General features: G+C 66.5%; 25 protein-coding genes. 7 read left to right on the top strand and 18 right to left on the bottom strand.

Features of this window, described 5'->3' with window-relative positions; translation table 11 throughout:
* Positions 1-13 precede the first annotated feature (13 nt).
* The 3 genes from gad to AC4LGL_RS05545 form a co-directional block, all read right to left on the bottom strand.
* Entirely contained in the window at positions 14-1,405 is a 1,392-nt protein-coding gene (gad, locus tag AC4LGL_RS05555; protein WP_491837972.1) for a glutamate decarboxylase, read from the bottom strand.
* 15 nt (positions 1,406-1,420) lie between these two features.
* Positions 1,421-2,833 (bottom strand): NAD(P)H-hydrate dehydratase, encoded by a 1,413-nt coding sequence (locus AC4LGL_RS05550; RefSeq protein WP_491839279.1) that lies wholly within the window; start codon positions 2,831-2,833, stop codon positions 1,421-1,423.
* A gap of 182 nt (positions 2,834-3,015) precedes the next feature.
* Positions 3,016-3,666 (bottom strand): TetR/AcrR family transcriptional regulator C-terminal domain-containing protein, encoded by a 651-nt coding sequence (locus AC4LGL_RS05545; RefSeq protein ID WP_491837971.1) that lies wholly within the window; start codon positions 3,664-3,666, stop codon positions 3,016-3,018.
* Positions 3,667-3,731: 65 nt separating this feature from the next.
* Here AC4LGL_RS05545 and AC4LGL_RS05540 point away from each other — a divergent pair, with 65 nt between their 5' ends.
* Positions 3,732-4,691 (top strand): PDR/VanB family oxidoreductase, encoded by a 960-nt coding sequence (locus AC4LGL_RS05540; RefSeq protein WP_491837970.1) that lies wholly within the window; start codon positions 3,732-3,734, stop codon positions 4,689-4,691.
* Between the two features lie 11 nt (positions 4,692-4,702).
* Positions 4,703-5,371, top strand: coding sequence for an MSMEG_1061 family FMN-dependent PPOX-type flavoprotein (locus AC4LGL_RS05535; RefSeq protein WP_491837969.1), 669 nt, complete (start codon positions 4,703-4,705; stop codon positions 5,369-5,371).
* A 2-nt stretch (positions 5,372-5,373) separates the two neighbouring features.
* Here the strand turns inward: AC4LGL_RS05535 and AC4LGL_RS05530 are convergent, their stop codons facing one another.
* On the bottom strand, positions 5,374-6,453 hold the full coding sequence (locus tag AC4LGL_RS05530; RefSeq protein ID WP_491837968.1) for a zinc-dependent dehydrogenase: 1,080 nt from the start codon (positions 6,451-6,453) through the stop codon (positions 5,374-5,376).
* A gap of 198 nt (positions 6,454-6,651) precedes the next feature.
* Between AC4LGL_RS05530 and AC4LGL_RS05525 the strand changes: the two genes are divergently transcribed.
* Together AC4LGL_RS05525 and AC4LGL_RS05520 are read left to right on the top strand one after the other, a co-directional pair.
* On the top strand, positions 6,652-8,634 hold the full coding sequence (locus AC4LGL_RS05525; protein WP_491839278.1) for a PTS mannitol transporter subunit IICBA: 1,983 nt from the start codon (positions 6,652-6,654) through the stop codon (positions 8,632-8,634).
* Between the two features lie 35 nt (positions 8,635-8,669).
* Complete coding sequence (locus tag AC4LGL_RS05520; protein WP_491837967.1) at positions 8,670-9,428, top strand: DeoR/GlpR family DNA-binding transcription regulator; 759 nt, start codon at positions 8,670-8,672, stop codon at positions 9,426-9,428.
* 15 nt (positions 9,429-9,443) lie between these two features.
* Here AC4LGL_RS05520 and AC4LGL_RS05515 read toward each other — a convergent pair whose 3' ends face one another.
* Positions 9,444-10,364: an alpha/beta fold hydrolase gene (locus AC4LGL_RS05515; protein ID WP_491837966.1), complete on the bottom strand. Its 921-nt coding sequence runs from the start codon at positions 10,362-10,364 to the stop codon at positions 9,444-9,446.
* 16 nt (positions 10,365-10,380) lie between these two features.
* Positions 10,381-12,258 (bottom strand): glutamine--fructose-6-phosphate transaminase (isomerizing), encoded by a 1,878-nt coding sequence (gene glmS / locus AC4LGL_RS05510; protein ID WP_491837965.1) that lies wholly within the window; start codon positions 12,256-12,258, stop codon positions 10,381-10,383.
* A 141-nt stretch (positions 12,259-12,399) separates the two neighbouring features.
* On the opposite strand from glmS, the gene AC4LGL_RS05505 reads away from it, so the two are divergent.
* On the top strand, positions 12,400-13,251 hold the full coding sequence (locus AC4LGL_RS05505; protein ID WP_491837964.1) for a dienelactone hydrolase family protein: 852 nt from the start codon (positions 12,400-12,402) through the stop codon (positions 13,249-13,251).
* 7 nt (positions 13,252-13,258) lie between these two features.
* Here AC4LGL_RS05505 and AC4LGL_RS05500 read toward each other — a convergent pair whose 3' ends face one another.
* The gene (locus tag AC4LGL_RS05500; RefSeq protein WP_491837963.1) at positions 13,259-13,975 is read right to left on the bottom strand and encodes an SDR family oxidoreductase; all 717 of its coding nucleotides are present in this window, start codon (positions 13,973-13,975) and stop codon (positions 13,259-13,261) included.
* 71 nt (positions 13,976-14,046) lie between these two features.
* Between AC4LGL_RS05500 and AC4LGL_RS05495 the strand changes: the two genes are divergently transcribed.
* Both AC4LGL_RS05495 and AC4LGL_RS05490 read left to right on the top strand, forming a co-directional pair.
* The gene (locus AC4LGL_RS05495; protein ID WP_491837962.1) at positions 14,047-14,931 is read left to right on the top strand and encodes a LysR family transcriptional regulator; all 885 of its coding nucleotides are present in this window, start codon (positions 14,047-14,049) and stop codon (positions 14,929-14,931) included.
* Positions 14,931-15,542, top strand: a complete 612-nt coding sequence (locus AC4LGL_RS05490) for a hypothetical protein (RefSeq protein WP_491837961.1) — start codon at positions 14,931-14,933, stop codon at positions 15,540-15,542. Before AC4LGL_RS05495 ends, AC4LGL_RS05490 begins: the two co-directional genes overlap by 1 nt.
* A 16-nt stretch (positions 15,543-15,558) precedes the next feature.
* Here the strand turns inward: AC4LGL_RS05490 and AC4LGL_RS05485 are convergent, their stop codons facing one another.
* The 11 genes from AC4LGL_RS05485 to AC4LGL_RS05435 all read right to left on the bottom strand — a co-directional run bounded on the left by AC4LGL_RS05485 (position 15,559) and on the right by AC4LGL_RS05435 (position 25,328).
* Positions 15,559-15,789 (bottom strand): biotin/lipoyl-containing protein, encoded by a 231-nt coding sequence (locus AC4LGL_RS05485; protein ID WP_491837960.1) that lies wholly within the window; start codon positions 15,787-15,789, stop codon positions 15,559-15,561.
* A 23-nt stretch (positions 15,790-15,812) separates the two neighbouring features.
* A complete protein-coding gene (locus AC4LGL_RS05480; protein WP_491837959.1) occupies positions 15,813-16,004 on the bottom strand; it encodes a ferredoxin in 192 nt (63 codons plus the stop codon).
* Positions 16,005-16,014: 10 nt separating this feature from the next.
* A complete protein-coding gene (locus tag AC4LGL_RS05475) occupies positions 16,015-17,160 on the bottom strand; it encodes a thiolase family protein (RefSeq protein WP_491837958.1) in 1,146 nt (381 codons plus the stop codon).
* Positions 17,157-17,588, bottom strand: coding sequence for a Zn-ribbon domain-containing OB-fold protein (locus AC4LGL_RS05470; RefSeq protein ID WP_491837957.1), 432 nt, complete (start codon positions 17,586-17,588; stop codon positions 17,157-17,159). The genes AC4LGL_RS05475 and AC4LGL_RS05470 overlap by 4 nt, the downstream gene beginning before the upstream one ends.
* Positions 17,581-17,937 carry a 2Fe-2S iron-sulfur cluster-binding protein gene (locus AC4LGL_RS05465; protein ID WP_491837956.1) on the bottom strand — a complete coding sequence of 119 codons (357 nt, stop codon included), beginning with the start codon at positions 17,935-17,937 and terminating at the stop codon, positions 17,581-17,583. Before AC4LGL_RS05465 ends, AC4LGL_RS05470 begins: the two co-directional genes overlap by 8 nt.
* A gap of 1 nt (position 17,938) precedes the next feature.
* The gene (locus AC4LGL_RS05460) at positions 17,939-19,138 is read right to left on the bottom strand and encodes an acyl-CoA dehydrogenase family protein (RefSeq protein WP_491837955.1); all 1,200 of its coding nucleotides are present in this window, start codon (positions 19,136-19,138) and stop codon (positions 17,939-17,941) included.
* 1 nt (position 19,139) lies between these two features.
* Positions 19,140-20,198, bottom strand: coding sequence for an acyl-CoA dehydrogenase family protein (locus AC4LGL_RS05455; protein ID WP_491837954.1), 1,059 nt, complete (start codon positions 20,196-20,198; stop codon positions 19,140-19,142).
* Positions 20,198-21,715 carry an AMP-binding protein gene (locus tag AC4LGL_RS05450; protein WP_491837953.1) on the bottom strand — a complete coding sequence of 506 codons (1,518 nt, stop codon included), beginning with the start codon at positions 21,713-21,715 and terminating at the stop codon, positions 20,198-20,200. The genes AC4LGL_RS05455 and AC4LGL_RS05450 overlap by 1 nt, the downstream gene beginning before the upstream one ends.
* Positions 21,716-21,723: 8 nt before the next feature.
* Positions 21,724-22,770 (bottom strand): alpha-ketoacid dehydrogenase subunit beta, encoded by a 1,047-nt coding sequence (locus tag AC4LGL_RS05445; RefSeq protein WP_491837952.1) that lies wholly within the window; start codon positions 22,768-22,770, stop codon positions 21,724-21,726.
* A 3-nt stretch (positions 22,771-22,773) separates the two neighbouring features.
* Entirely contained in the window at positions 22,774-23,739 is a 966-nt protein-coding gene (locus tag AC4LGL_RS05440; protein WP_491837951.1) for a thiamine pyrophosphate-dependent dehydrogenase E1 component subunit alpha, read from the bottom strand.
* 134 nt (positions 23,740-23,873) lie between these two features.
* Positions 23,874-25,328, bottom strand: coding sequence for a carotenoid oxygenase family protein (locus AC4LGL_RS05435; RefSeq protein WP_491837950.1), 1,455 nt, complete (start codon positions 25,326-25,328; stop codon positions 23,874-23,876).
* Between the last annotated feature and the right edge of the window lie 31 nt (positions 25,329-25,359).

Raw genomic sequence — 25,359 nt, 5'->3', positions numbered from 1 at the left:
CGGCCCGGCCCATCTAGTGCGCAAACGGCTGCAGGTCGTTGAACGCTCCACGCGGCTTGAGGGCATCGAGGCGCCCGAGCACCGTGATGGTGTCCTCCTTGAGCGCCCGGGCCAGATCGGCCGAGAACCCCTCGCGCACGACCACCCGCAGCACCACGACATCCGTGGCTCCCTCGGGCATGGTGTAGGCCGGCACCTGCCAGCCGAAGGAGCGCAAACCCTCCGACACGTCGAACTCGGTGTAGCCCGGCTTTCCTTTGAGCCGGAAGCTGACCACGGGAATGGCCGAACCATCGGTGATCAGCTCGAAGTGTTCACTGTCGCGCAGCTCGTCCCCCAGCCAGCGCGCCGTCTGCGACAGGCACTGCATCACCTGGGTGTACCCGGCCCGGCCCAGCCGCAGGAAGTTGTAGTACTGACCCACCACCTGGTTACCGGGCCTGGAGAAGTTCAGGGTGAACGTCGGCATGTCCCCACCGAGGTAGTTGACCCGGAACACCAGGTCCTCGGGCAGGTACTCCTTGCTGCGCCACACCACGAAGCCGATGCCCGGGTAGGTCAGCCCGTACTTGTGACCGCTGACGTTGATCGACACCACCCGCGGCAACCGGAAATCCCACTCCAGGTCGGGGTGCAGGAACGGGACGACGAACCCGCCGCTGGCGGCGTCGACGTGGACCGGGATGTCCAGGCCCTTGTCTTGCGCGAGCTGATCCAGCGCCGCACAGATCTCGGCGATCGGCTCCAGCTCCCCGGTGTAGGTGGTGCCCAGGATCGCGACGACACCGATGGTGTCCTCGTCGACCGCGTCGAGCACCTGCTCGGGGGTGATCACGTAGCGCCCGTTCTCCATGGGCAGGTACCGCGGTTCGACGTCGAAGTACCGGCAGAACTTCTCCCACACCACCTGGACGTTGGAACCCATCACGAGGTTGGGTCTTCTGGAATTCCAGCCGTCCTTTCCTGACCCGACCTTCTCGCGCCACCGCCATTTCATTGCCAGGCCGCCCAGCATCACTGCCTCGCTGGAGCCGATCGTCGAGACTCCACATGCGGCCGAAGCGTCATCGTCGCTCAGTCCTTCGGCGTGGAACAGGTCGGCGACCATGCTCACGCAGCGCGCCTCGATCGCCGCGGTCGCCGGGTACTCGTCCTTGTCGATCATGTTCTTGTCGAACGTCTCGGCCATGAGCTTCTCGGCCTCGGGGTCCATCCACGTGGTGACGAACGTCGCGAGGTTCAACCGTGAGCTGCCGTCGAGCATGAGCTCGTCGTGGATGAACCGGTAGGCCGCACCGGGTTCCATCGCATCGTCGGGCAGGCGCAGCGACGGAACCGGGGCCATCGCCAATCTGCCGGTGTAGGCGGGCGAGATGTGCGGGGCGCGATGGTGCTTGTGCGGCATGGAATTCCTTTTCTTCTACAGCGCAGCGATTGCCGCGCGGACATGAGCGAGGATGCGTGACGCCGAGGTCGGCGCCGGGTTGGGACCGGGATCGGCCGCCGACAGGTTGGCGGCGCGGGCATGGACGAAGGCGGCTGCGGCCGCGGCTTCGCCGGGAGGCAGTCCGGCGACCAGCAGGGATCCGATGATCCCGGACAGCACATCTCCGGAACCGGCTGTGGCGGCCCATGATTGGCCCGCGGGGTTGAGATACGTGGTGTGCCCGGGTGAGGCGATGACGGTGACGTTGCCTTTGAGCAACACGGTGGCACCGAGTCGCTCTGCCAGACCGCGGGTGGCGGCGACGCGGTCGGCGCCCGGTGGATCTCCTGCCAGCCGTTCGAATTCCCCGGCATGCGGGGTGAGCACGGTCGGTGCGCCGCGACCGGTCAGCAGGCCGGGGTCGGCGGCCAGCAGGGTGAGACCGTCGGCGTCGACGATCACCGGCAGATCGGTTTCGAGTGCGAAACGCAGCGCGGACTTGGCCGTGTCATCGGTGCCGAGCCCCGGCCCGACCACCCAGGCCTGAACCCGCCCCGCCTCCTGAGGACTGGGTGCGGCGATCACCTCGGGCCAGTGTGAAAGCACCTGCGGTCCGGCACTTCCCGCATAGCGGACCATGCCGGAGGTGGCGGCCACCGCAGCTCCGGTGCTCAACACCGCCGCACCGGGATAGGTCGCCGAGCCGGACACCACGCCCGTCACACCTTGGGTGTACTTGTCGTCGTGTGGTCCCGGTATCGGCCAGATCTCCCGGACGTCGGCTACCTGCAGGCCGGCCAGATCGGTGGGCGCCAGATCCAGACCGATGTCGACGAGTTCGACGCGACCGCAATCGCCCAGTGCGTGTACCGGTTTGAGGCCGCCGAACGTGACGGTCAGGACGGCATGCACATGGGGGCCGTCCGCGGCCCCGGTCTGCACGTCGAGGCCGCTGGGGATGTCGACGGCGACCACGGGTGCGGTGTTGGCCTCGAACACCGCCGCGGCGTTGGCGCGCAGCGGACCGCGCCCGGAGATGCCGACAACGCCGTCGATCACCAGATCAGTTGCCGCAGAGATGCCGGACACCACCCGTCCCCCGGCGCGCCGGAACGCCGCCAGGCCCTTGGGGTGAGTCTTCTCGGGATTGAGCAGGACGGCATCGGCGGCTGCTCCGCGTCGGCGCAGGAACGTCGCCGCCCACAGTGCGTCGCCGCCGTTGTCACCGGAACCGACCACCGCACAGATCCGTCGACCGGCCACACCACCGGCACGCAGCTTCAACTCGGCCACGATCGCCGTTGCCAGGCCATAGGCGGCGCGGCCCATCAGCACCCCGTCGGGCAGCGATGCCAGTAGCGGCGCTTCGGCGGCACGGATCGCATCCGCCGAGTAGTAGTACCGCATCCGCTCCGCTCCGCTCGATGTGTCGTCGACTTTGCCGCGCGCCAACAGGTTACGTGTGTTTGCTGTCAAGCGTCACCGAAAGTGACGTCACGGCTGCTACGGAGTCTCTGCAGCGACCGCTGGGTCACGTTCGCGTGATCCGGGCGATCGTGGCCGGGACTGAGCGACAACCGCGTGACGGCTCAGTCGCGTCCTTCAGCGGAGCGCATGCCCGACATGAGCAGGTTCAACCCGAACTCGAACCGCGCGTCGAAGTCGAGCAGTTGCTCGACGGGGCTTGACGCGAGGTGTGGATAGTCGCCGGCACGAACCACACCTTCGAGCGTCTCGGTCTCTCCCCCGGCCGCGCCCTGTTGTTCCAGCACTTCACCGAGGACGTAGCAGAACAGTGAACTCGCCGCCCACAAGGCGTATTCACGGGCCAGACCGCCGGCGCGGATACTGCCGACGAGTGTGTCGACGAAGGTCAGGTTGGCCCGCTTGGCGGCATAGTTGCCGCCGACGATCCGAGCTCCGTCGCGCTGTGCCAGCAGAGCCGAACGGAGGCCCACAGCAAGGCTTTTGACGCGATAGGTCCACTCCGGTTCGGCAGTGTCGGCGTTGTCGAGCGCCTGCGCCAGAATCGTCTCGGCCATCTCGTCGATGAGGGCATCCTTGCCGTCGACCAGTCGGTAGATCGTCGGCAGGTGCGCTTGCAGCCGATCGGCCAGCCGGCGCATCGTCAGCGATTCCAGCCCGCCGTCGTTGACCAGCGCCAGGGCCTCCCCGACCACGCGGCCCACCGACAGGTTGGCCAGCGCCACACGATCGCGGCCAGTCGAGGCGGTTGACACGTTAACGATGTTAACACTACGCTCTGACCTGCAATTAACATTGTTAACCACGAGGAGGGCGTGACGTGGGCAGCGAACTGACAGCCGACGGGATCGGCGTCGCCGTCCGACAACTCCGGTGGGAGGCCGACGGTGTGGTGTCGGTGCAGTTGCAATCGCGGTGCGGCGAGCTACTCCCGGCCTGGAAACCCGGAGCGCACATCGACCTGCTCCTGCCGACCGGCATCCAACGTCGGTACTCGTTGTGCGGACCAATCGGTGAGCGGTCGTACTACCGCATCGGAGTGCGGCGGGAACGCACCAGCCGCGGCGGTTCCGAGTACGTGCACGCGTTTCTGCGGCCGGGGCAGCAACTCACGGTTGCCGGGCTACGCAACACCTTCGAGCTGCATCGGGCCACCTCATATGTATTCGTGGCCGGCGGGATCGGGATCACCCCCATCCTCCCGATGATCCGTCAGGCCGAAACCTGGGGCCTGGACTGGAAACTGCTCTACGCCGGGCACACCGCGACCTCGATGCCGTTCTCGGACGAACTCCGCGGATACGGAACGCGCGTGAGTTTCTACGCCTCCGACACAGACGGTCGCATCCCTCTCGATGAGCAGTTCGCGCAGGTCCGGCGCGGTGCGAAAATCTATGCGTGCGGCCCCTCGGCGCTGCTGTCGGCACTGCAGGACGCCACCGCCCACTGGCCGGCCGACAGTCTGCATCTCGAGCGCTTCAAACCACGCAAGCGGGCGGCATCCGCCGAAGACAAACCGATCGAGGTGGTGTGCGCCGCTTCGGACAGGACCGTCAACGTCGAAGCGGGCCAGAGCATCCTCGCCGCGCTCGAAGGCGCCGGGATCAATATGCCGTCGTCGTGCCGATCCGGGATCTGCGGTGCCTGCGAGACCGCTGTCGTCGAGGGCGTGCCCGACCATCGGGACGACATTCTCTCCGAGTCCGAGCGCGCCGCCAACGATCGCATGTTCGTCTGCGTCTCCCGGGCGCAAACTCCCCGGCTGGTTCTCGACATCTAGGGAATTCGATGATGAAAACCACAGGCACAGCGGCAGACTCGTACTCCCCCATCACCATGGACCGCGTCAGGGAGATCGTCGGGTACCCGGAACGGTTCATCGCCGAGAAGAAGGAGCCGAAGCTCGGGGAATTCTCGGCTCGGTTCATCGCGCACAGCCCGTTCTTCTGCGTGGCCACCGTGGGTGCCGACGGACAGTTGGACACCAGCCCGCGCGGAGACCCACCGGGATCGGTACGGATCCTCGACCCGTGGACGCTCGCCATCCCCGACCGGCCGGGCAACAAGCTCGCCGACACCCACGAGAACATCACCAAGCATCCCGCGGTGGGACTGGTCTTCTTCGTGCCTGGTATCCGTGAGGTGATCAGGGTGAACGGGGACGCGTTCGTCACCGACGAGCCGGAGCTACTCGAAATGCTCAGCGCCGACGGCAAACCCGCGGTGCTGGCCACCATCGTGCGCATTCGCGAAGTGTTCGGGCAGTGCGGCAAGGCCGTGATCCGGGCCAAGCTCTGGGAAGGCGACAGCCGGGGCCTGGCCGACGCCGTGACATTGGGCGGGGACTTCTACACCCTCTCGATCACCGAGAGCGCGGCGAAGATGGCCGAGAAACTCGGCGACCTGGCCGGCTCGCTTCATGCCGTGATCGACGACCACTACGAGAACGAGCTGTATTGACCTCAGACTGCTGCGGTCGCAGCGGCGGGTTCAACCGTCACCTTGATGGCCTCACCGTTCTGCACGATCGAGAACGCGTCGAGCACATCATCGAGCGGGATGTGGCGCGTGATGAGGTCTTTCACCGGCACCTGACCGGTCGAGATGTACTGCAGCGCACGCTTGTTGTGCTCCGGTGCGGAACCGTTGGCACCGTGGATGTGCAACTGCCGGTAGTGCACCACGTTCGAATCACAGGTGATGGTCGGGTTGGTCTTGGGCAGTCCGCCAAAGAAAGAGATTCGCCCGTTTCGGGCCGCCATCGCGATGGCCTGTTCCTGGGTGATGTTGGCCGCGGTGGCGGTGATGACGACGTCGGCACCGCGGCCACCGGTCAGTTCCATCACCTTCTCGACGACGTCGACCTCCGCCGCGTTGATCACCTCGTCGGGATGGACAGCGTCGGCCGAGATCTTGAGCCGGCTTTCGTTCACGTCGACGAGATAGACCGGGCCGCAGTTGTGCACGCCGCGCGCGATCCGGGTGTGCATGCAGCCGATGGGTCCGGCACCGAACACCACGACGGTGTCACCTTCTTCGATCCCGAGCAGATCCTGCGCGTTGATCGCACACGCGAAAGGTTCGGCCGCCGACGCCTCGTCGTAGCTGACATTGTCCGGAATCCGGTTCAGCCCATCGACCTTGAGCACCTGGCGCGGAACGATCATGTACTCGGCGAACCCGCCGTCGTACTGGTAGCCCATCGATGTCTGGTTCTGGCAGACGGCCATCCAGCCCTTGCGGCACTCGTGACATTCTCCGCACGGGACCGCCGCGATGACCTGAACCCGGTCCCCCTCGGCCCAATCGGTGCCATAGGTGGAATTCACGTCAGCACCGACTTCCACGATGTCACCGGCGATCTCGTGGCCGATGGTGCGCGGCGGGGTCAGGTTCTGATGTCCGTTGTGCAGGATCTTGACGTCGGTGCCGCAGGTGGAGCAGTTGCGCACCCGGATCTTCACCTCGTCGGGACCGCACTGGGGCTCCGGCACATCCTCGAGCCGGACATCCTCGGGGGCGTAGAAACGCAGGGCTTTCATGACGGTCCTCTCGACGGCGGGCAGGGACTGGCGATAACCGGGTTGGTATCAGCACCCTAACGCCAATGTGGTCATAAAACCACACTTTCTGATGCCCATTTAAGCCCAATTGCTTGCGCATGTGCCCATTTGTGCGGTGTACTGGGAGTTCATGTGACCGGCGTCACCCAGCAGGCCGGCCAGATCGGAGGTCGTCAGATGTCCTTTGTCGAAGCGCCACGCACCGGAGTTCGGGTGTACGTGCAGAAGCTGGGCACCTCGCTGTCGAACATGGTGATGCCGAACATCGGCGCCTTCATCGCCTGGGGCCTGATCACCGCACTTTTCATCGAGCAGGGCTGGCTGCAGGCCATCTTCTCCGGGCTCAGAGACCCGGACGGCTGGGTGGCCAGGATCGGCGGCTGGGGCAGCTACGACGGCGCCGGGATCGTCGGCCCGATGATCACCTACCTGCTGCCCGTCCTGATCGGATACACCGGTGGCCGGATGATTCACGGCAACCGTGGTGCCGTCGTCGGCGCGATCGCCACCATGGGGGTGGTCGCCGGTGCCGACGTCCCGATGTTCATGGGCGCGATGATCATGGGCCCGCTGGGCGGCTGGGCAATGAAGAAGGCCGACGCACTCTGGGACGGCAAGATACGGCCCGGCTTCGAGATGCTCGTCGACAACTTCTCCGCAGGCATCCTGGGCATGCTGCTGGCCATCTTCGGGTTCTTCGGTATCGGGCCGATCGTGTCGTCGTTCACCCGCGCCGCCGGAAACGCGGTGGATTTCCTGGTCAACAATGACCTGCTGCCCCTGACCTCAATACTCATCGAGCCGGCGAAGGTGCTGTTCCTCAACAACGCCATCAACCACGGAGTCCTGACACCACTGGGGACCACCCAGGCGCTGGAGACCGGCAAGTCGATCCTGTTCCTGCTCGAGACCAACCCCGGCCCCGGCCTGGGAGTCCTGTTGGCGTTCATGGTGTTCGGGCGCGGCGCTGCCCGCGCCTCCGCTCCGGGCGCCGCGATCATCCAGTTCCTCGGCGGTATCCACGAGATCTACTTCCCCTACGTGCTGATGAAGCCCAAGCTCATCGCCGCCACCATCCTCGGCGGCATGACCGGCGTCTTCATCAACGTGCTGTTCGGTTCCGGACTGCGCGCACCGGCCGCACCCGGTTCGATCATTGCGATCTATGCGCAGACCGCCGGCGGCAGCTTCCTCGGTGTGACGTTGTCGGTGCTCGCGGCCACCGCGGTCTCGTTCGCCGTCGCCTCACTGCTGCTCAAGACCGATCGTGCCGATGCCGAGCCCGATCTGGCTGCGGCCACCGCCGAGATGGAGGCACTCAAGGGCAAGAAGTCCAGCGTGGCTTCCGCCCTGGTCGGTGCGCCCAAGGGGCCGGTGTCCAGCATCGTGTTCGCCTGTGACGCCGGTATGGGGTCCTCGGCGATGGGTGCGTCGGTGCTGCGCAAGAAGATCCGGTCCGCAGGCTTCGCTGACATCGCGGTGACCAACCAGTCGATCGCGAACCTCACCGACACCTACGACTTGGTGGTCACCCATCGCGATCTGACCGATCGTGCCCGCCTGAAAACCGCCTCCGCCGTTCATGTCTCGGTCGAGGACTTCATGAGCTCCCCCCGCTACGACGAGATCGTCGAAATGTTGCGGGACACGAACGCGGCTGCCGGTGCGGTCGCCACGGATGAGCGCTTGCGCGAAGACCAGAAAGCTTCGGAACGACCCGAGAGCACCGGGGCCGAGGTTCTGCCCCTCGAATCGATCGTCCTGGCCGGCTCCGCGACCTCGGCGGACGCCGCCATCGACGAGGCCGGTGCTCTATTGGTGGCAGCGGACTCCGTCGAGCCGGCCTACGTGGACGCCATGCACGAACGCGAGAGGTCGGTGTCGACCTACATGGGCAATGGCCTGGCCATCCCGCACGGCACCAACGAGGCCAAGACCGCGATCCGCCGTACCGGGATCTCGTTCGTGCGCTATCCCGAACCCATCGACTGGAACGGCAAACCCGCCGAGTTCGTCGTCGGCATCGCCGGGCTGGGCAACGACCACATGGCTCTGCTGACCAAGATCGCCCATGTCTTCCTCGACAAGGACGAGGTGGCCCGGCTCCGCGCGGCGACCACCGCAGATGACGTGCGTGCCGTGCTTTCCGACAGCAAATAAGCGACGCCACACCCGGGTGCCCCAGAATGGCAAGCGTGGATTCAGATACCCGCCAGAGTCGCATCGTCGAGTTCGCGCGCAGCCGGGGCCGTGTCGAGGTGCTGACGCTGGCCGACGAACTCGACGTCGCGGCCGAGACCATCCGCCGCGACCTCAAGGCGCTGGCCGGGCGACGACTGCTCAAACGGGTGCACGGCGGGGCGATCCCACTGGAGACCGCCGCGTTCGAGTCCACCGTCGAATACCGCAGCCAGGTGGACCTGGCCCAGAAGCACCGCATCGCAGCCGCGGCAGCACAGCTGTTGCACGGCGCCGAAACCGTCTACCTGGACGAGGGTTTCACACCACGGCTGATCGCCGAGCAGCTCGCCGACCAGGAACTGACCGTCGTGACATCCTCGCTGCTTGCCGCCGAAGCGCTGGCGCACAGCGAAACGGTGACCGTCCTGATGATCGGCGGGCGCATGCGCGGACGCACCCTGGCGACCGTCGACCACTGGGCGGTGGAGCGTCTGAACAGCCTGGTCATCGACATCGCATTCCTGGGCACCAACGGGATCACCGCTGAGCACGGCCTCACCACACCGGATCCCGCGGTGGCCGCGGTGAAGCAGACCGCGGTGAAGGTCGCGCAGCGGTGCGTACTGGTGGCCGCGCATTCCAAGTTCGGGGAGACGAGTTTCTGCCGGTTCGCAGACGTCGCCGACTTCGAGTCGATCGTCACCGGCGCCGAGTTACCCGTGGAGGAAGCACAGCGTTATGAAGCGCTGGGGCCGTCGGTGCTCCGCGCCTGAAGACGGTTCCGAGGCTCACACCTCGTCCCAGAATCGGCCCGTCCGCTGCGCGATCTCCTCGGGGTACTCACCGTTGATGGCGTGAGAAGCATCGGCCCAGAGTTCGACTTCCCCGCGCGCCAGCACCTCTCGCGCCCGCGCCACGGCTCGCTCCGGGTCGAGCATGACGCTGCGGCCCGCGATCAACGCCAGCACCGGCACGTCGAGACTCCGCAGTTCCTCGTCGCTGAACAGTTCCGGCATCGGAGTATGCAGCGTGAAATCCTTTGCCCCGGCATCGATCAGTGCAGATTCGCTCGCGGCGCCCTCAAGGTCGGCACCACCGGCGATCCAGCTGTGCACCCTCCGGCGCCAGCTCCTCGGTACGCCCGGGGCGAACAGCGCCACCGAGGCCACAATGGCCTTGGCCGGGATTCCGGTGAAGGTGAAAACCGGGTCGAGCAGGGTCAGCGAGGCTATCCGGCCGGGCCGGTGCACCGCACAGTTCGCCGCCGTCCAGCCGCCCATCGATACCCCGAGTAGATGCGCCAGATCCAGCTCGAGACCGGCCAGCACCTCATCGAGCCACTGTGCCGTATCCGCGCCTCCGCGAACCACCTTGTGCTGCACCGACAGACCGGCCTCACCGAGTAGGTCGATCGCATACACCGTGCGCTGTTGCAGCAACGGCCCGAGGTTGACCCGGTACATCGGCGTCGACGCGTTGCGGCCCGGCAGCAGCACCACCGGCGCACCCGAATCCGGTCCGGCGAACCGGTAGGCCCGGACCGTTCCGAACGAGGTTGGCACATCGAATGATTCGAATGGTGGCAGGGTCGCCATCCCGGCTCGGTAAGCGTCCAGGAAGTGCTCGAACGCCGACTCGGAGACGAAGGCCCCCAACCTGCCCCGGGCCCACCGTCGGGCAATGTTGACCTTGGGAACCCGCAGATCCATCAGACGGGGCGACGGCCTACTCGACGGTGACGGACTTGGCCAGGTTACGCGGCTTGTCGACGTCGTAACCCCGCGCCCGCGCCACCCCGGCCGCGAAGACCTGCAGCGGGATGGTCGACAGCAACGGCTGGAAAAGCGTTGACACCGCGGGGATCTCGATCAGGTGATCGGCGTAGGGGCGCACCGTGTCGTCCCCCTCCTCGGCGATCACGATCGTCACCGCACCACGCGCCTGGATCTCGCGGATGTTGGAGAGCAGCTTGGCATGCAGCATCTGCGCGTTCTTGGGTGACGGCATCACCACGATGACCGGCAGGTCCTCGTCGATCAGCGCGATCGGGCCGTGCTTGAGCTCGCCGGCGGCGAAGCCCTCGGCGTGCATGTAGGCCAGCTCCTTGAGCTTGAGCGCACCCTCCAACGCCACCGGATAGCCGACGTGCCGCCCCAGGAACAGCACCGTGGGCGACTTCGCGAAACGCTGCGCCAACTGCGCCACCGGCTCGATGCCGGCCAGCACCCGGCCGATCATGTCCGGCATGGCTTCCAGATCGTGGTACTCGCGCTCGACCTCGTCGGGGTACTTGGTCCCGCGGGCCTGCGCCAGCGCCAACCCCACCAGGTAGTTCGCGGCGATCTGGGCCAGGAACGTCTTGGTGGCGGCCACGCCGATCTCCGGCCCGGCCCGGGTGTAGAGGACTGCGTCGGCCTCGCGCGGGATCTGGCTGCCGTTGGTGTTGCAGATCGCCAGCACCTTGGCCTTCTGAGTCTTGGCGTGCCGCACCGCTTCCAGGGTGTCGGCGGTCTCGCCGGACTGCGAGATGGCGATCACCAGGGTGCTGCGGTCCAGCACCGGGTCCCGGTAGCGGAACTCGCTGGCGAGCTCGACCTCGACGGGCAGCCGGGTCCAGTGCTCGATGGCGTACTTGGCCAGCAGACCCGAGTGGTAGGCGGTGCCGCAGGCGACGATGAAGACCTTGTCGATCTCGCGGAGTTCCTGATCGCTCAGGCGCTGCTCGTCGAGCACGATGCTGCCGTCGACGAAATGGCCCAGCAGGGTGTCGGCGACCGCGGCGGGCTGCTCGGCGATCTCCTTGAGCATGAAGTAGTCGTAGCCACCCTTTTCGGCGGCGTCAAGATCCCAGTCGATGTGGAACTCGCGGTAGTCGCGGCCGGCCTGCAGGTCATCGCAGCCGAAGAAGTCGGTGATCCGGTAGCCGTCGGCGGTCAGCACCACGGCCTGGTCCTGGCCCAGCTCCACGGCGTGCCGGGTGTGCTCGATGAACGCCGCCACATCGGAGCCGACGAACATCTCGCCGTCACCGATACCGACCACCAGTGGGGTGGACCGACGCGCGGCCACGATCGTTCCCGGATCGTCGGCGTTGGCGAATACCAGGGTGAAGTGGCCTTCGAGGCGCTGAAGCACGGCCAGCACGGAGGCCGGGAAATCGCCGGCGGTGGCGCCCTGTGCGTACTGACGGGCCACGAGGTGCACCGCCACCTCGGAATCGGTGTCGCTGGAGAATTCGACCCCGTCGGCTTCGAGCTCGGCACGCAGAACCGCGAAGTTCTCGATGATGCCGTTGTGGACGACGGCGATCTTGGCCGCCGCGTCACGGTGGGGGTGGGCGTTGCGGTCGGTGGGACGGCCGTGGGTGGCCCAGCGGGTGTGGCCGAGGCCGGTACTGCCGGTCAGGATGCCATCGTCGGTCTCGGCGAGGGCGGTCTCCAGGTTGGCCAGCCGGCCGGCGCGTCGACGCACCGTCAACCCGCCGTTGCCGTCGATCAAGGCGATTCCCGCGGAGTCGTAGCCCCGGTATTCCATCCGCCGCAGCGCGTCGACCACGATGCCGCGGGCCGGGCGCGCCCCGACGTAGCCGACGATTCCACACATAGGGTCCCAGGGTAGTGCAGTCGGCCGCCTGACCCGATTCTGCGGCGGCGGGGTTTGACGCAGATCACCGTGTCGGCACATGGACGCGACTCAGGTTCAATCGGCGCTCACGCGCCACGCGCCCTGCGCTACGGTCAACGCGTGGCCAGCACAAAGAAGCTCTTCGCAGGGTTGACCCGCCGCGGACCGCATCGGGTTCTGCGCGGTGACCTGGCGTTCGCCGGCATGCCAGGAGTGGTGTACACGCCCGAGTCCGGCCTGAATCTGCCCGGCGTGGTGTTCGCCCACGAATGGATGACGCGAGCGGAGAACTACACCGGCACGCTCGAACATCTGGCGTCGTGGGGCATCGTGGCGGCGGCGCCCGACACCGAGACGAGCGTGGCCCCGTCGGTGCTCAATTTCGCCTTCGACCTGGGTGCAGCCCTGGAGATCATCACCGGGGTGCGGCTGGGGACGGGCAAGATCAGCGTGCACCCGGGCAAGCGTGGTGTGGTCGGGCACGGTTTCGGCGGATCGGCCGCGGTGTTCGCCGCCGCGGGAATGGGAGGTGACCCGGCCCGCCCGAAGGCCGTGGTGTCGCTGTTCCCGACGGTGACCAAGCCGCCCGCCGAACAACCGGCATCGACGCTGCAGGTGCCCGGCCTGGTCCTGACTGCCCCCGGCGATCCCATGACACTGCGGTCGAACGCCGTGGAACTGGCTCGCGCCTGGGAGGGTGCGACGCTACGGACGGTCAGCAAGGCCCAGGCCGGTGGCCTGGTCGAGGGACGCCGTCTGGCCCGGTTCATCGGGCTGCCCGGCGCCGACAAAGACACCCAGAAGATCGTTCGTGGCCTGCTCACCGGGTACCTGCTGGCCACCCTGGCCGGCGACAAGACCTACCGCGATTTCGCCGATCCCGAGTCCACACTGCCCCATACCGAGACGGCCGACCCGAACGCCGATCCGGTTGCTCTCGAAGACAAGGTCGTCGCGCTGCTCAAGCCGTGATCGGGCGTCACACCAGGGTCGTGCCGCCGTCCACTGTCAGCACCACCCCGGTACCGAACTCCTGTTCCATCAGGTAGGTGTACGCCAAGGCGGTGTCGGCCGGTTCGCCGATCCGACCCACCGGCAGATTGCTGGCGAACTGCTCGTAGACGGCTTCCCGGTCCGCCTCACCGAGCGCCGACCACAACGGCGTACGAATCGGGCCCGGGGCAACCCCGTTGACGCGTATCGGCGCGAGTTCAACAGCCAGCGCCCTGGTCATCGCGTTGATCGCGCCGCAGATGGCGGTCGGCAGCACGCCGAGGCCGGGTTTCTCCGCGGCCGTACCGCTGGTGAGGGTGATCGATCCGCCGGGGGCGATCTGGGGGGTAAAGGCCCGGATGATCTGCAGCTGGCCGGTGAAGCGGGTGCCGAGGAAGTCGTTGATCACCTCGGCGGTCAGGTCCGCGAGGCGGACGTGGGTGAGCGATTCGCCGGCAGTGAACACCAGATGCTCGATCTGGCCGACCTCGTCGACGAGGTGACCGAGGGAGGCCGGGTCACCGAGGTCGACCGTCATCCCCCGGGCGTTCTCACCCAGTTCGGCGACAGCTCGATCGACGTTGGACTGGCTCCGCGACACCACGATCGGGACGCCGCCACGGTCAGCCACCACTTCTGCCACCCCGAGCCCGATGCCGGAGGTGCCGCCGATGATCAGGACGCGTGCGTTCTTGAGATTCATGAGTCCACTGTGAGTTCGCCACGGGGCACTCGTCCAAGACCCTTTTCGTCGTGCGGCGATACCCTCAAGGCATGAGCACGCCGGACCTCGATCTGCGAAAGCTGCGGTATTTCGTCGCCGTCGCCGAGGAGCTCAACTTCGGCAGGGCGGCGCAGCGTCTCCACATCGCCCAACCGGTGCTGTCACGGCAGATCCGGGCGTTCGAAGGTGAACTCGGCGTGACGCTCTTGGACCGCAATTCGGGTGGAACCCAGCTGACCGCGGCGGGCGCCCAGCTGCTCCGGGACGCCAAAGTATTACTCGATGAAGCAAAAGCACTGCGGCAGCGGCTGTCCCAGACCGCCGGGCTCAACGTGACGTTGACCGTGGGGGTCATGGCCGGACTGCGCGCCACAGCGGCCGCCGCGGTGTGGGAAGCAGTCGACCCTCGCCGCCGTGCGGTCGTGCGTCAGATCCCTTGGCACGAACAAGCAGAGTTGGTCCGGGCCGGCGAGGTCGATGTCATCTATGCGCGGGAACCCGTCGACCACCGCGGGTTGGGAAGCATCCCGCTCCTGGAAGAGCCGATGGACGCGGTACTGCCCGCGGATGATGCCCTTGTGACGCGTGCGTCGGTGCGCCTGGCCGACCTTGCGTCACGGATGTTGTTGCTGCCGGACCCCGCGATGATTCCGGGTTGGCAGTCCGCAATCATCTCGCCCGGTCAGCGTTGGGCACCACCCCGCGAGGAGTTCCGCACTCTGGAGGACAAACTCGAACATGTCGCCGCTCGTGAGGGTTTCGTCATCCTGCCGCATTCCACGACTACCTACTACCGTCGCCCCGACGTCAACGCCGTTCCGATCGAGGATCTCGCCCCATCCCGGGTGACGCTCATCTGGGACGCGGCGACAGACAACCCGGTACGGGATGAGTTCGTAGCGGCGGCGCTGGCGTGCCGGGACGAGACGATCTGATGGCCGACGAAGCCACCTGGGTGAGAGCGGCAGAACCCATCATTCCGCCGGCGCTGGCAGTCCAGAAGACAGTCGGTGTACCGGACTTCGAGGTCTACCAACTGATGACGATGAAGTGGGGAATGATCCCGAAGCGCGCCATGATCGAATGGACGTTGGCGGAGTTCGGAATCCCGCTCGACGACGCGCAACGTATCCATCGGCAGGTCGCCGGATTGCTGGAAGTGGAATCGTCCCGCTTCGACAACCTGAAACAGGTTGTCGGCGTATCAAAACAAGACCCGACGTCATTGACCTTCAGTAGTGTGCTGTGGCCGGGATTCGAGTTCACCGCTCGCCAAGGAGCTGACGGAACGCTCGAATCGGCGCAGTACCGCCGCGCCGGGGGATGCGTACGGCCCGCCAAATCACCCCGTGAGCAGCCCCCGTGGAGTATGGACACCGTCGAGTTCGTCGAACATTTCGGCCCCGCCACCCTCACCCATCGCAATTCCCTCACCGACGATGTTCTTCCCGCGCACGAGGTGTACGACTTCGAGTGGAACGGCAGGCGGTACGGCGCCGGCTTCAGCTGGGGCCTGTTCCTGCTCGCAGGCCAGTACTGGGAATGAGACCTCGGCTCCGCGGCTACGTTTCCAGCGTCCCCAAACTCGCTCCGACCGGGTAGGTTTCGTCCTCCTCGGCCGAACCGTAGCGCAGCACCCCGGCGCTGGGCGCAGGAATGTCCGCGGACACCTTGTCGGTACCGACGGTGTAGAGGTCCTCCCCCTCCTCCACCACCGTCCCGTCGGGTACCAGCCAGCCGAGAAAGGTGCCCTCGGTCATCGTCACGTCGAGTTTGGGCATCTTGATTTCCATCGTGGATCAGCCTTTCAGTTTGGTCAGCGGACGATGCGCAGGGCCAGCGCAGGGCACGACTCAACCGCCCTCTGCGCCAATTGCACTTTTTCCGGCGGGATTTCATCGACCACCAGTTCAACCTGACCGCTGTCGCCGACCTCGAACAGATCGGGAGCCACGGCCTCACAGATCCCGTTCCCGACACACCGATCCGGATCGACGGTCACCTTCATCACTGCACCCCTATCTGGTGAGGATCGTGCAGCCACTGAGGCCCGGGGCGCCGTAGACGTGCGACAGTGCCACCTTGGGTTCTCCCGGGACCTGGCGTTCACCTGCGGTACCACGCAGTTGCAGGACGTTCTCGTGGATCTGCCGCAGCCCTGAGGCCCCGATCGGTTCGCCATTGGCCAGGCATCCGCCGTCGGTGTTGATGGGCAGTCGTCCGGTGAGTTCGGTTGCACCGGCATCGATCAACTCGGTCTGTTCACCGTCAGAGCACAGTCCGGTCTCGGCCAGGTGGATGATCTCCGCGCCGGCGTCGGTGTCCTGCAGCTGGGCCAGGTCCACGTCGGCGGGACCGATGCCGGCGAGCTCGAACGCCGCAGCCGCAGCCTCGACGGTCGGGCTGACCCCGCGACGCACCGACAGCGACGGGCTGAGTACCTCGAACGAGCCAGGCCGGCGCGTCCGTACCGCCGAGGAAGCGACGTACACCGGATGCGGACTGAACTGCTTGGCTTTCTCGGCATTGCACAGCACCACCGCGGTGGCTCCGTCACCCGGCGAGCACAGCATGTACTGGCGCAACGGATCCGACAGCATCATCGATGCTTCGATGTCGGCTTCAGACAACGGTTTACGGCGCCAGGCGTTGGGATTGAGCGAGCCGTTGCGGAACGCCTTGGCCGCCACCTTGGCCAGCAGCCGTTCCGGCAAGCCGAACTCGTGCAGGTACCGCTGGATCTTCAGTGCGAAGAACTGGGACGTGAGGGCGAGGCCGGATGGGCCGTACCACTTTCCGAGTCCCATCGCGGCGGGGTCGATCGCGAATGCTCCGCGCGGATGCGAGTCGAAACCCACTACCAGCGCCAAGTCCGCCGCCCCGGCCTCGATGGTGTGCACCGCCGAGATCAGCGAACTGCTGCCGGTGGCACAGCCGTTGAACACGTTGACGAAAGGAACACCGGTCAACCCCAGATCGGACACCAGCGTGTCGGCCGAACCCGCCGACATGCTGCCGCCCACGGCGTACTCGATCTGCGGCCAGGTCACCGACGCATCGGCCAGTGCCTGTCGCACGGCCGCCGCGGCCTCCTGCCGAACCGAAGTGTCTTGATAACGTCCGAACGGTCGACACCCGACCCCGATGATCGCCACCTCGTTCATGATGGATCCCCTCCCTGCGCAATTGGCGCGAACGCGAAAGTCTGTCGGGTTTCCCCGGTTTCGGTGACCATATCGACGCTCACCAGGGTCATCGGCATACCGATCCGCAACCGGTCCGGATCCGACTCGGTCAGCCGTGCCTCCACGATGACCTCGCCGGGCAGTTCCACGTAACCCACGCCGAACGGCTCGAAATCGTCGGCCGCGCCGAAATACGGCGGGCTCGGCGGCGGGAACCGCTGCACGGTCCAACTCCAGAGGACTCCCTGAGCTGCCAGCGGCACCGTCGTGATGTCGACAGCGCCGCAGTCCCGACACGACTGCTTGTGCGGGAATTCGATCTCACCGCAGGCCTCGCAGCGGCCGCCGACCAGGCTGAGCCGTCCGTCGGTGATCTCCATGATGCCCGGATCGATGACCTCAGCCACCCGACTCCTCCTGCCCTGCTTGGTGTTCTGGTTGGGAGCTCAGTGTGCGCACGCCACGTTTCTCCACCGTCACGTCTCCCAGCACGCCCGCCTGACAGGCCAACCGCACATGCTCGCCGCGCCCACCCTGATCGCCGCTGAGGTTGTGTACCGCCTGGATCTCAGACGCCGACGGCTCCGACAGGTTCTCCGGCCCCTCCAGCACGCCGACGTGGCAGACCAGGCAGTCCCCGTTTCCCCCGCACACCGTCGGCCACCGAACATCCGCCGCCCGCGCGGCGGCCATCACCGTCTGCCCGTGTGCCGCCTCGAAAGTGATCCCGGAGGGCCGGACGGTGACGGTCGGCATGTCAGCTGCGCCGCAGTTCACGCCACGGCTTGCCACGCCCCGGGTCGATCTCGCGTTCCAGGCCCAGCACCCGCTCGCCGACGATGTTGCGCTGCACCTCGGACGTGCCGCCGGCGATGGTGAAGCGGCGGCTGTCCAGCAGGTTGTGCGTCTCGGGAGGCATCGTGTCGTCCCAGTAGGCGGCTTCGGCACCGCCCACCTCGAAGCCGAGTTCACTGATCGCCTGGGACAATTCGGACAGCACCAGCTTGGTGATCGAACCGGTGGGAGATCCGCCGGACGTACGGGACTCGGCGATCGAACGCAGGTTGGTCAGCGCCAGGGCATGCTCGACGGCGTACAGGTCCACCAGCCGATCCCGGACCACGGGGTCATTCCAGCGGCCGTTCCGACGCGCCAGCTCGAGCACGGGCGCGAGCGGCACACCGCTGGCACCGGAGGTTTCCGAGAGTCCGGAACGTTCGGCGTTCAACGTCGTCATGGCCACGCGCCAACCGTCGTTGACCTCCCCGAGCAGCGTCTCCGGACCCAACAGCAGGTCCTCGAGGAACACCTCGCAGAAGTGTTCGTCGCCGGTGAGTTGACGCAGTGGCCGCACGGTCACACCCGGTGAGGCCATATCGACCAGGAAGCAGGTGATCCCGGCGTTCTTCGGCTGGTCCGGATCGGTCCGGGCCAGCAACATCCCGTAGCGGGATCCGGTGGCGAACGAACTCCATACCTTCTGCCCGTTGATCCGCCACGACGCGCCTTCGGGCACGGCTCGGGTGGCCAGGCTCGCCAGGTCCGATCCGGCTCCAGGCTCGCTGAACAGCTGACACCACATGTCGGCACCAGCCACGATGCCGGGCAGATACCGCTGTTTCTGTTCCGGTGTACCCCAGTTCATGATGGCCGGACCGATCAGCATCAGCGGCACGAAGTAGTGGTCCGGCAGGCCGGCGCCGTGCTCGATCAGCACCGATCGCACCACAGCGGCCTGCTGTTCGGTGTAGCCCAGGCCGCCATGCTCGCGCGGCCAGTGCGGCACGGTGTAGCCGCGCTCCCCGAGTGCCGCGTACCACGCTCCGGCGGCGTCATGGTCTATGTCGGAAAGCAGCACGTGTCTACCGGATGCCACTGCGCCACGGAACTTCTCGGGAAAGTGTTCGGCGACCCAGCGGTCGACCTCGCCGCGAAGTTCGTCATCGCGTTCAGCCACTTCACGCATCCCGTCGATCGATGAGGCCGGCGAGGCGACTTCGGTATGCGCTGGGCGGACCGGTCAGCGCGACAACAGAATTGGTCCTTCGCAGGTAGCGGTGCGCCCAGTGCTCCCAGGTGATCGCGATACCCCCGTGCAACTGGACTGCAGCCTTGGTGACCGCGAGTGCGGTTTGCCGCGACAGCAGTGCCGCCACCGTCAGGTCGATGTCGGTGCCCAATGTCTGAGGTTCGCTGCCGAGCCGCCAGGCCGCCCCGTAGACGGCCGAGCGGGTGAGTTCGACGGCTGCCAGCAGATCCACCAGGCGGTGTTTGACCGACTGGAAGGAACCGATTGTCCGACCGAATTGGACTCGCTTGTCGACGTACTGCACGGTCGCGTCCAGCACGTGCTGTGCCACACCGAGCAATTCGGCCGAGATGACCAGGTCGGCCCGGCGGGCCAGGGCGGTACGCACGGCGTCGGCCTGCGCGCCGTGCAGCAGCACGGCCGGTCGCGCCGCACTGGCGGTCCACCGCCCCAGGGAGCGGGACAGATCGAGCCCGGACAGCTCTTCGGTGAGCCCGGCCGCACTGTCGAGGAGAGCCACCGCCGGTGTGCCGTCGAGTGTTCCGGTGACCACCACGACATCGGCTCCGGCGGCGTTCCACACCGGAACCGCGGTCACGTCGGTGCCACCGGACAGGTTCGTGCTCAGTTGTGCGTCCGCAGCGGCCGCGACTGTTCGCGTCCCGTTGCGGAGCGGTGTCACCAGCGTGGTGTCCCCGACCTCCGCTGCCAGCACGCCCGCCGAGACGCTGGGCAGCAGGGGGCCGCCGAACAGGGCTGCGCCGGCACACTCGGCGAGGATCGCCAAGTCGACGGCTGTCGCCGAGGAGTCTGGCAGACCGGTGTCGAAGACGATCTCGTCGGCACCGACATCGGATAACAGTCTGTGCCAACCGTCTTCGCCGGAGTTCTCGAAGAACTCCCCGAGCACGTCGCGCAGGGCGGTGTGCTCCTCGGTGAATGCGAACACCGCAGGGGCGGATTCGCGCGCGAGTTCGGCGGTCTCCATCAGGGCCTCCCGGCCGGCGTCGGAGCAGCGCCCGTTCGGGCCAGGTACCGGGCCCGCAGCTGCCGCTTGTTCAGTTTTCCCATCACCGAACGCAGATCGAAGTCGACGATCTCGATCAGATTCGGACATTTGTAGTGCGCCAGTCGTTCTCGCGTCCAATCGACCAGTTCCTCCGGTGTCACCTCGGCTTCGGTGCTCACCACGAGGGCACACAACTGTTCGCCGAGATCGTCGTGGGGAATGCCGATCACGGCCACGTCGGTGACGGCGGGGTGCCGGCACAGCACGGCCTCCGACTCCGCCGGATACACATTGACCCCGCCGCTGACCACCATGTCCGAGGCACGATCGGTGAGGTACAGATAACCGTCAGCATCGAGATAGCCGATCTCGCCGAGTGCGAACACCCCGTCGGCCACGTAGCTGCGCCGCGTCTTCTCCGGATCGCCGTGATAGGCCGGATGATGTCCGACCGTGGACTGCACGCACACCAAACCTTCTGTGCCGGTGGGCAGAAGCTCGCCGTCCTCGGTGCGGATGGTCAGGTCGTGCCCGGGCATGGCGCGCCCCACCGAACCCGGGTGCTCAAGCCACTCGGGCGACGTGATCAGGGTGACCGTGCCGGCCTCGGTCGAGCCGTAGGCCTCGATCAGGATCGGGCCGAACCACTCGATCATGGCGCGTTTGACCTCGATCGGGCAGGCCGCGCCGGTGTGCACGATGCTGCGCATGCTGGAGATGTCGTAGCGGTCGCGCACCGCGGCGGGCACCTGCAGCAGTCGGGAGAAGTGCGTGGGCACCATCATGGTGGCCTCGACGCGCTCACGAGCGATGGTGGCCAGCACCTGCTCGGCGTCGAAGCGCGGGAGGATGACCAGTGGCTGCGCGGCCAGGATTCCGCGCACCCCGGCCATCGGACCGGTGTGGTGCATGGGCGCCACCACGAGTTGCCTTCCCGGGGTTCGGATCGGCGAATCGACCACTTGCGCAACATATTCAACCATCGAGGCGCCACCAGGGAACATCTGGTCCGGCAGCTCCACCCCTTTGGGATATCCGGTGGTCCCGGAGGTGTAGTAGAGCGGCTTGGCCGGCGCGATGTCTGCAGACGGTTCGGAAGCCGGATACTGCGCTGCCACGGAGTCCAGATCCTCCCAGGAGACCACCTGAACTCCGGAGTCGGCGGCGCGCACGGTGGCGGCGGTATCGGTGCTGCACAGCACCGTGTGCACCGCCCCGTCACGCAGGATGTAGGCGATCTCCTCGGCGGTCAGGTGATAGTTCACCGGAACCGTCGACAATCCCGCGTACGTGACGGCCAGGTGCGCCAGCACCACGTGCACACTGTTGACACCCAGCACCGCCACCCGCCCGCCTGACGGAATCTCCTGGGCCAGAAGCCAATTGACGGTGCGGTTCAGCCGCTCGTTGAGCTCCGGCCAGGTCCACGAGGTGGCACCGTCGGAGAGGGCGAGGGCTTGTGCGTCCCGACGAGCGTAATGCTCGATCGCGTGCACCACGAAGGTTAGCCGTTCGATCCGGCCGCGGCCCGCGACCGCGAGACTGTCTGCTTGGCGGCTGCCACGATGTCGCACTCGCCCGGGACGAAGGCGTCCTCGAGCACTTTGGCGAAGGGGATCGGGGTGTCCGGACCGGCCACCCGAGCCACCGGTGCGCCGAGTTCGTGGAAAAGGTTCTCGGTGATCAGCGCAGCGAGCTCGGCACCGAATCCACCGCGGCGCACGGCCTCGTGGATCACCACGGCGTGCCTGGTGCGGGCCACGGATTCCAGCACCGTGCGCTCGTCCAACGGCACGAGCGATCGCAGGTCGATCACCTCGGCGTCGATCGATTCGTGCGCCAACTGCTCGGCAGCGGCCACAGCGGTGTGCACCTGCCTGCCGTAACTGATTAGGGTGATGTCGCGGCCCGGACGCACCGTTGCCGCCGAACCCAGCGGCACCACGTGGTGGCCGACCGGAACCGGCTGTGGCGGAGCGAAGTACAGCAGGCTCTGCTCGACTACCACCACCGGGTCAGGGTCGAAGATCGCCGCGGTGAGTAACCCTTTGGCGTCGGCGGGATTGCTGGGCACGACGACCTTGAGGCCTGGAACGTGGGTGAGCCAGGCCTCGAGCATCTCCGAGTGCTGTGCCCCGAACTGCATCCCGGCGCCGGCCGCGCAACGGATGGTCAACGGCACGGTGGTCTGCCCGCCCGACATGTAGCGCAGCTTGGCGGCGTGATTGGACACCTGGTCCATGCACACGGCCAGGAAGTCCATCAGCATGATCTCGGCAACCGGCTTCATGCCGGCGATCGCGGCGCCCACCGCGGCGCCGACGATGGCCTGCTCGCTGATCGGGGTCGCGCGCACCCGATCAGCGCCGTACTTCGTCGACAGCCCGGCGGACACCTTGAACACCCCGCCGCTGGGGTCGGCGATGTCCTCGCCCAGCAGGATCACCGACGGGTCCCGGGACAGTGCGTCGTCGAGCGCGCTGCCGAGAGCCTGGAACCCGAGCATCGGAACGGTCTCCACTGTTTCTGCGGTCACTGTTGCGGTGGCCATACCTCACACCCCTTCGTAGACATCGGTCAACAGCTCGGAAAGCTCCGGAACCGGGCTGGATTCGGCGAATTCGAAGGCGTCGTTCACCTCGGCCTTCGCCTGCGCCTCGATGGCCGCGGCAGTATCCTCGGTGAGCACCTGCTCCTCGATCAGCTTGGCCCGCAACCGAAGCACCGGGTCGGCAGCACGTTCGGCATCGAGTTCGCCTGGCTTCATATACTCGTTCTGATCTGACATCTGATGGCCGTAGAACCGAAAGGTCATGGCTTCCAAAAGCGTTGGCCCTTCACCCGCGCGGGCCCGATCGATCGCGATGCGTGCCGCACGGTACATCGCCACCGCGTCGTTGCCGTCGACCCGTACGCCGGGCATCTTGTAGGACACCGCACGGTCGGCCACCCGGTCCACGCTGGTGCCGCCCTCGAAGGAGGTGTGTTCGGCGTAGCGGTTGTTGTGGCAACAGAACACCACCGGCAGCTCCCACAGCGATGCGAGGTTGCAGGCCTCGTGGAACGCGCCGATGTTGGTCGCGCCGTCACCGAAGTTGACGATCGTGACGCGGTCACCGCCTTGCAACTGGGACGCCAAGGCCAGGCCGTTGGCGATGGGCAACCCGCTGCCAACGATCCCGGTGGTGACCATCAGCCCGGATTCGGGGTGGGTGATGTGCATCGGACCGCCCTTGCCCTTGCAGGTACCGGTGGCCTTGCCGAAGAACTCGGCCCACAGTTCCCGCATCGGCACACCTTTGGCGAGCTGATCGTGCAGACCGCGATAGGTGGTGACCAGATAGTCGTCCGGTCGCAGCAGCGCACCGATCGACGAGGACACGATCTCCTGCCCACGCGGCGAGTAGTACTGGGCGCTGACCTGGCCGGTGAGGATCAGAGACCGGAACTTCTCATCGCAGATCTTGATGCGCGTGGCGGTGGTGAAGATCTGCGTCAGCTCGGCGGTTCCAGGCGTCATCAGGTTCCGATCTATTGGTCGGTCAGATAATTAATTAGTAACAGAGATCACTTCTCGGTGTCAACGGAAGTTCTTGCGGTTCACTCTGCGGGTAGGGCGCAAAAGTACGAGAGGCCCGCACCCTCAGCGCAGAGTCAACGTGGAACGAAGGCCTGCCGGTACAGCGGGCCGTCCACGCTGTAATAGCTGCAGTGGAAGCCGCTCGGCACGCGGAACGGGATGACCGCGCTGGCGATCGGCCCGGCGGCGACATCGGCGGCATCGAAGACCACCAGCTCACTCTCCGCGGCGCCGGCGCGATGCACCAATGTCACGGCATAGCCGTCGAGTTCGTGCTCGCTTCCGACCCGCGGCGCGAAGATCAGCTCCCCGACCGCGGTGCCGGCGCCGAAGTGGTAGAGATCCTCCGCCCCGGTCACCGTATCCACCCGCAGGGCCGAATCCATGCCATCCACCCGCCCATCGCACGACTGCAGATTGCTGTTCGCAAACGCGTGCCGGCTGCGGCGGGCCATCAAACGGTCGTCAGGCCGCGGGAACTGGATGTCGCGGTCGTTGATGATCTCCTCGTTGAGGGTGTCCGACGGTGCCAGCGGATCAATGGTCCAGCGCCGCAGGCTCTGTCGGGTTTCGGCGTGGCCGGCCCGATTTCCGTGGATGTCGGGAAACAGTGCGGTGCCCTCGGCGGCGGCGACATCGGCGACGATCTTGCCGTCCTGCTCCCACACGTTGGCCTCGTGCAGCATGTGCCGGGCCTCTACCTCGATCCAGCGCACGTCGGCGGCAGTCCCCCGGCGCGGCATCAGGCCCAGCTTGGAGGGCCGGCCGGGCACCCAGGCCGTCATCGGCCCGCCGCTCATGGCTCGCTGCAAGCTCAGTTCCAACGGCATCACCGGGAACACCACCCAGTTCTCGGTGGCGAAGAAGGTGTGCAGCATCGTCATGTGCGGCACCGGGATGAGTTCGGTGACCACCGGCACGCCGTCGAAATCGATGACGTCATAACGGATCACCGCATCGCCGCCCAGCCCGTGCACCGCATTGCCGATGTTGATCAGCTCGCCGGTGGCGTAGTCGACCTTGGGGTGAGCCGAGAAGGTCGTGGAGATGAGGCCGTCGTAGGTCTCCTCGCCGAGGGTGTCCAGAGTTCGCGGGTTCAACGCCACCGGCGGTGCGCCCTCCATCAGTGCCAGCAGCTTGCCGCCGTGGATGACGACGTTGGTGTTGGCGGTGTTGTAACGGGTGCCCACCGCCCCCGGATCCGTAGTCATCGGGTTTCCGAGCACACCGAACATGCGGCGGCCCTGCCCCTGCTCAAGCAGGAACTTGTCGGTGCGCACCCAGCGGTTGCGCATCGACACCCTGCCGTTCTCGATGAAGAACGCATAGACCATGCCGTCGCCGTCGAACCAGTGGTAGTCCTCGTCGGACGGCGGGTACAGCGGCTCGGCGCCATTGCGGTAGAACACCCCGGCCAGATCGTCCGGGAGCTTCCCCCGAACAACGAGATCCGGAGCGTCCACCTCCATCCGGTTGGGCTGGTGATGACCCGTCAGAAAGGGGCTGTCCCGGACAAGGCTGGCATCCATGGGTTCTCCGAAATTCGTTTGTACAGACAGG

This window comes from Mycolicibacterium arcueilense (genome assembly GCF_058536225.1).
Note: the sequence above shows the minus strand (reverse complement) of the source record. Positions and strands in the feature narration are given on the sequence as shown.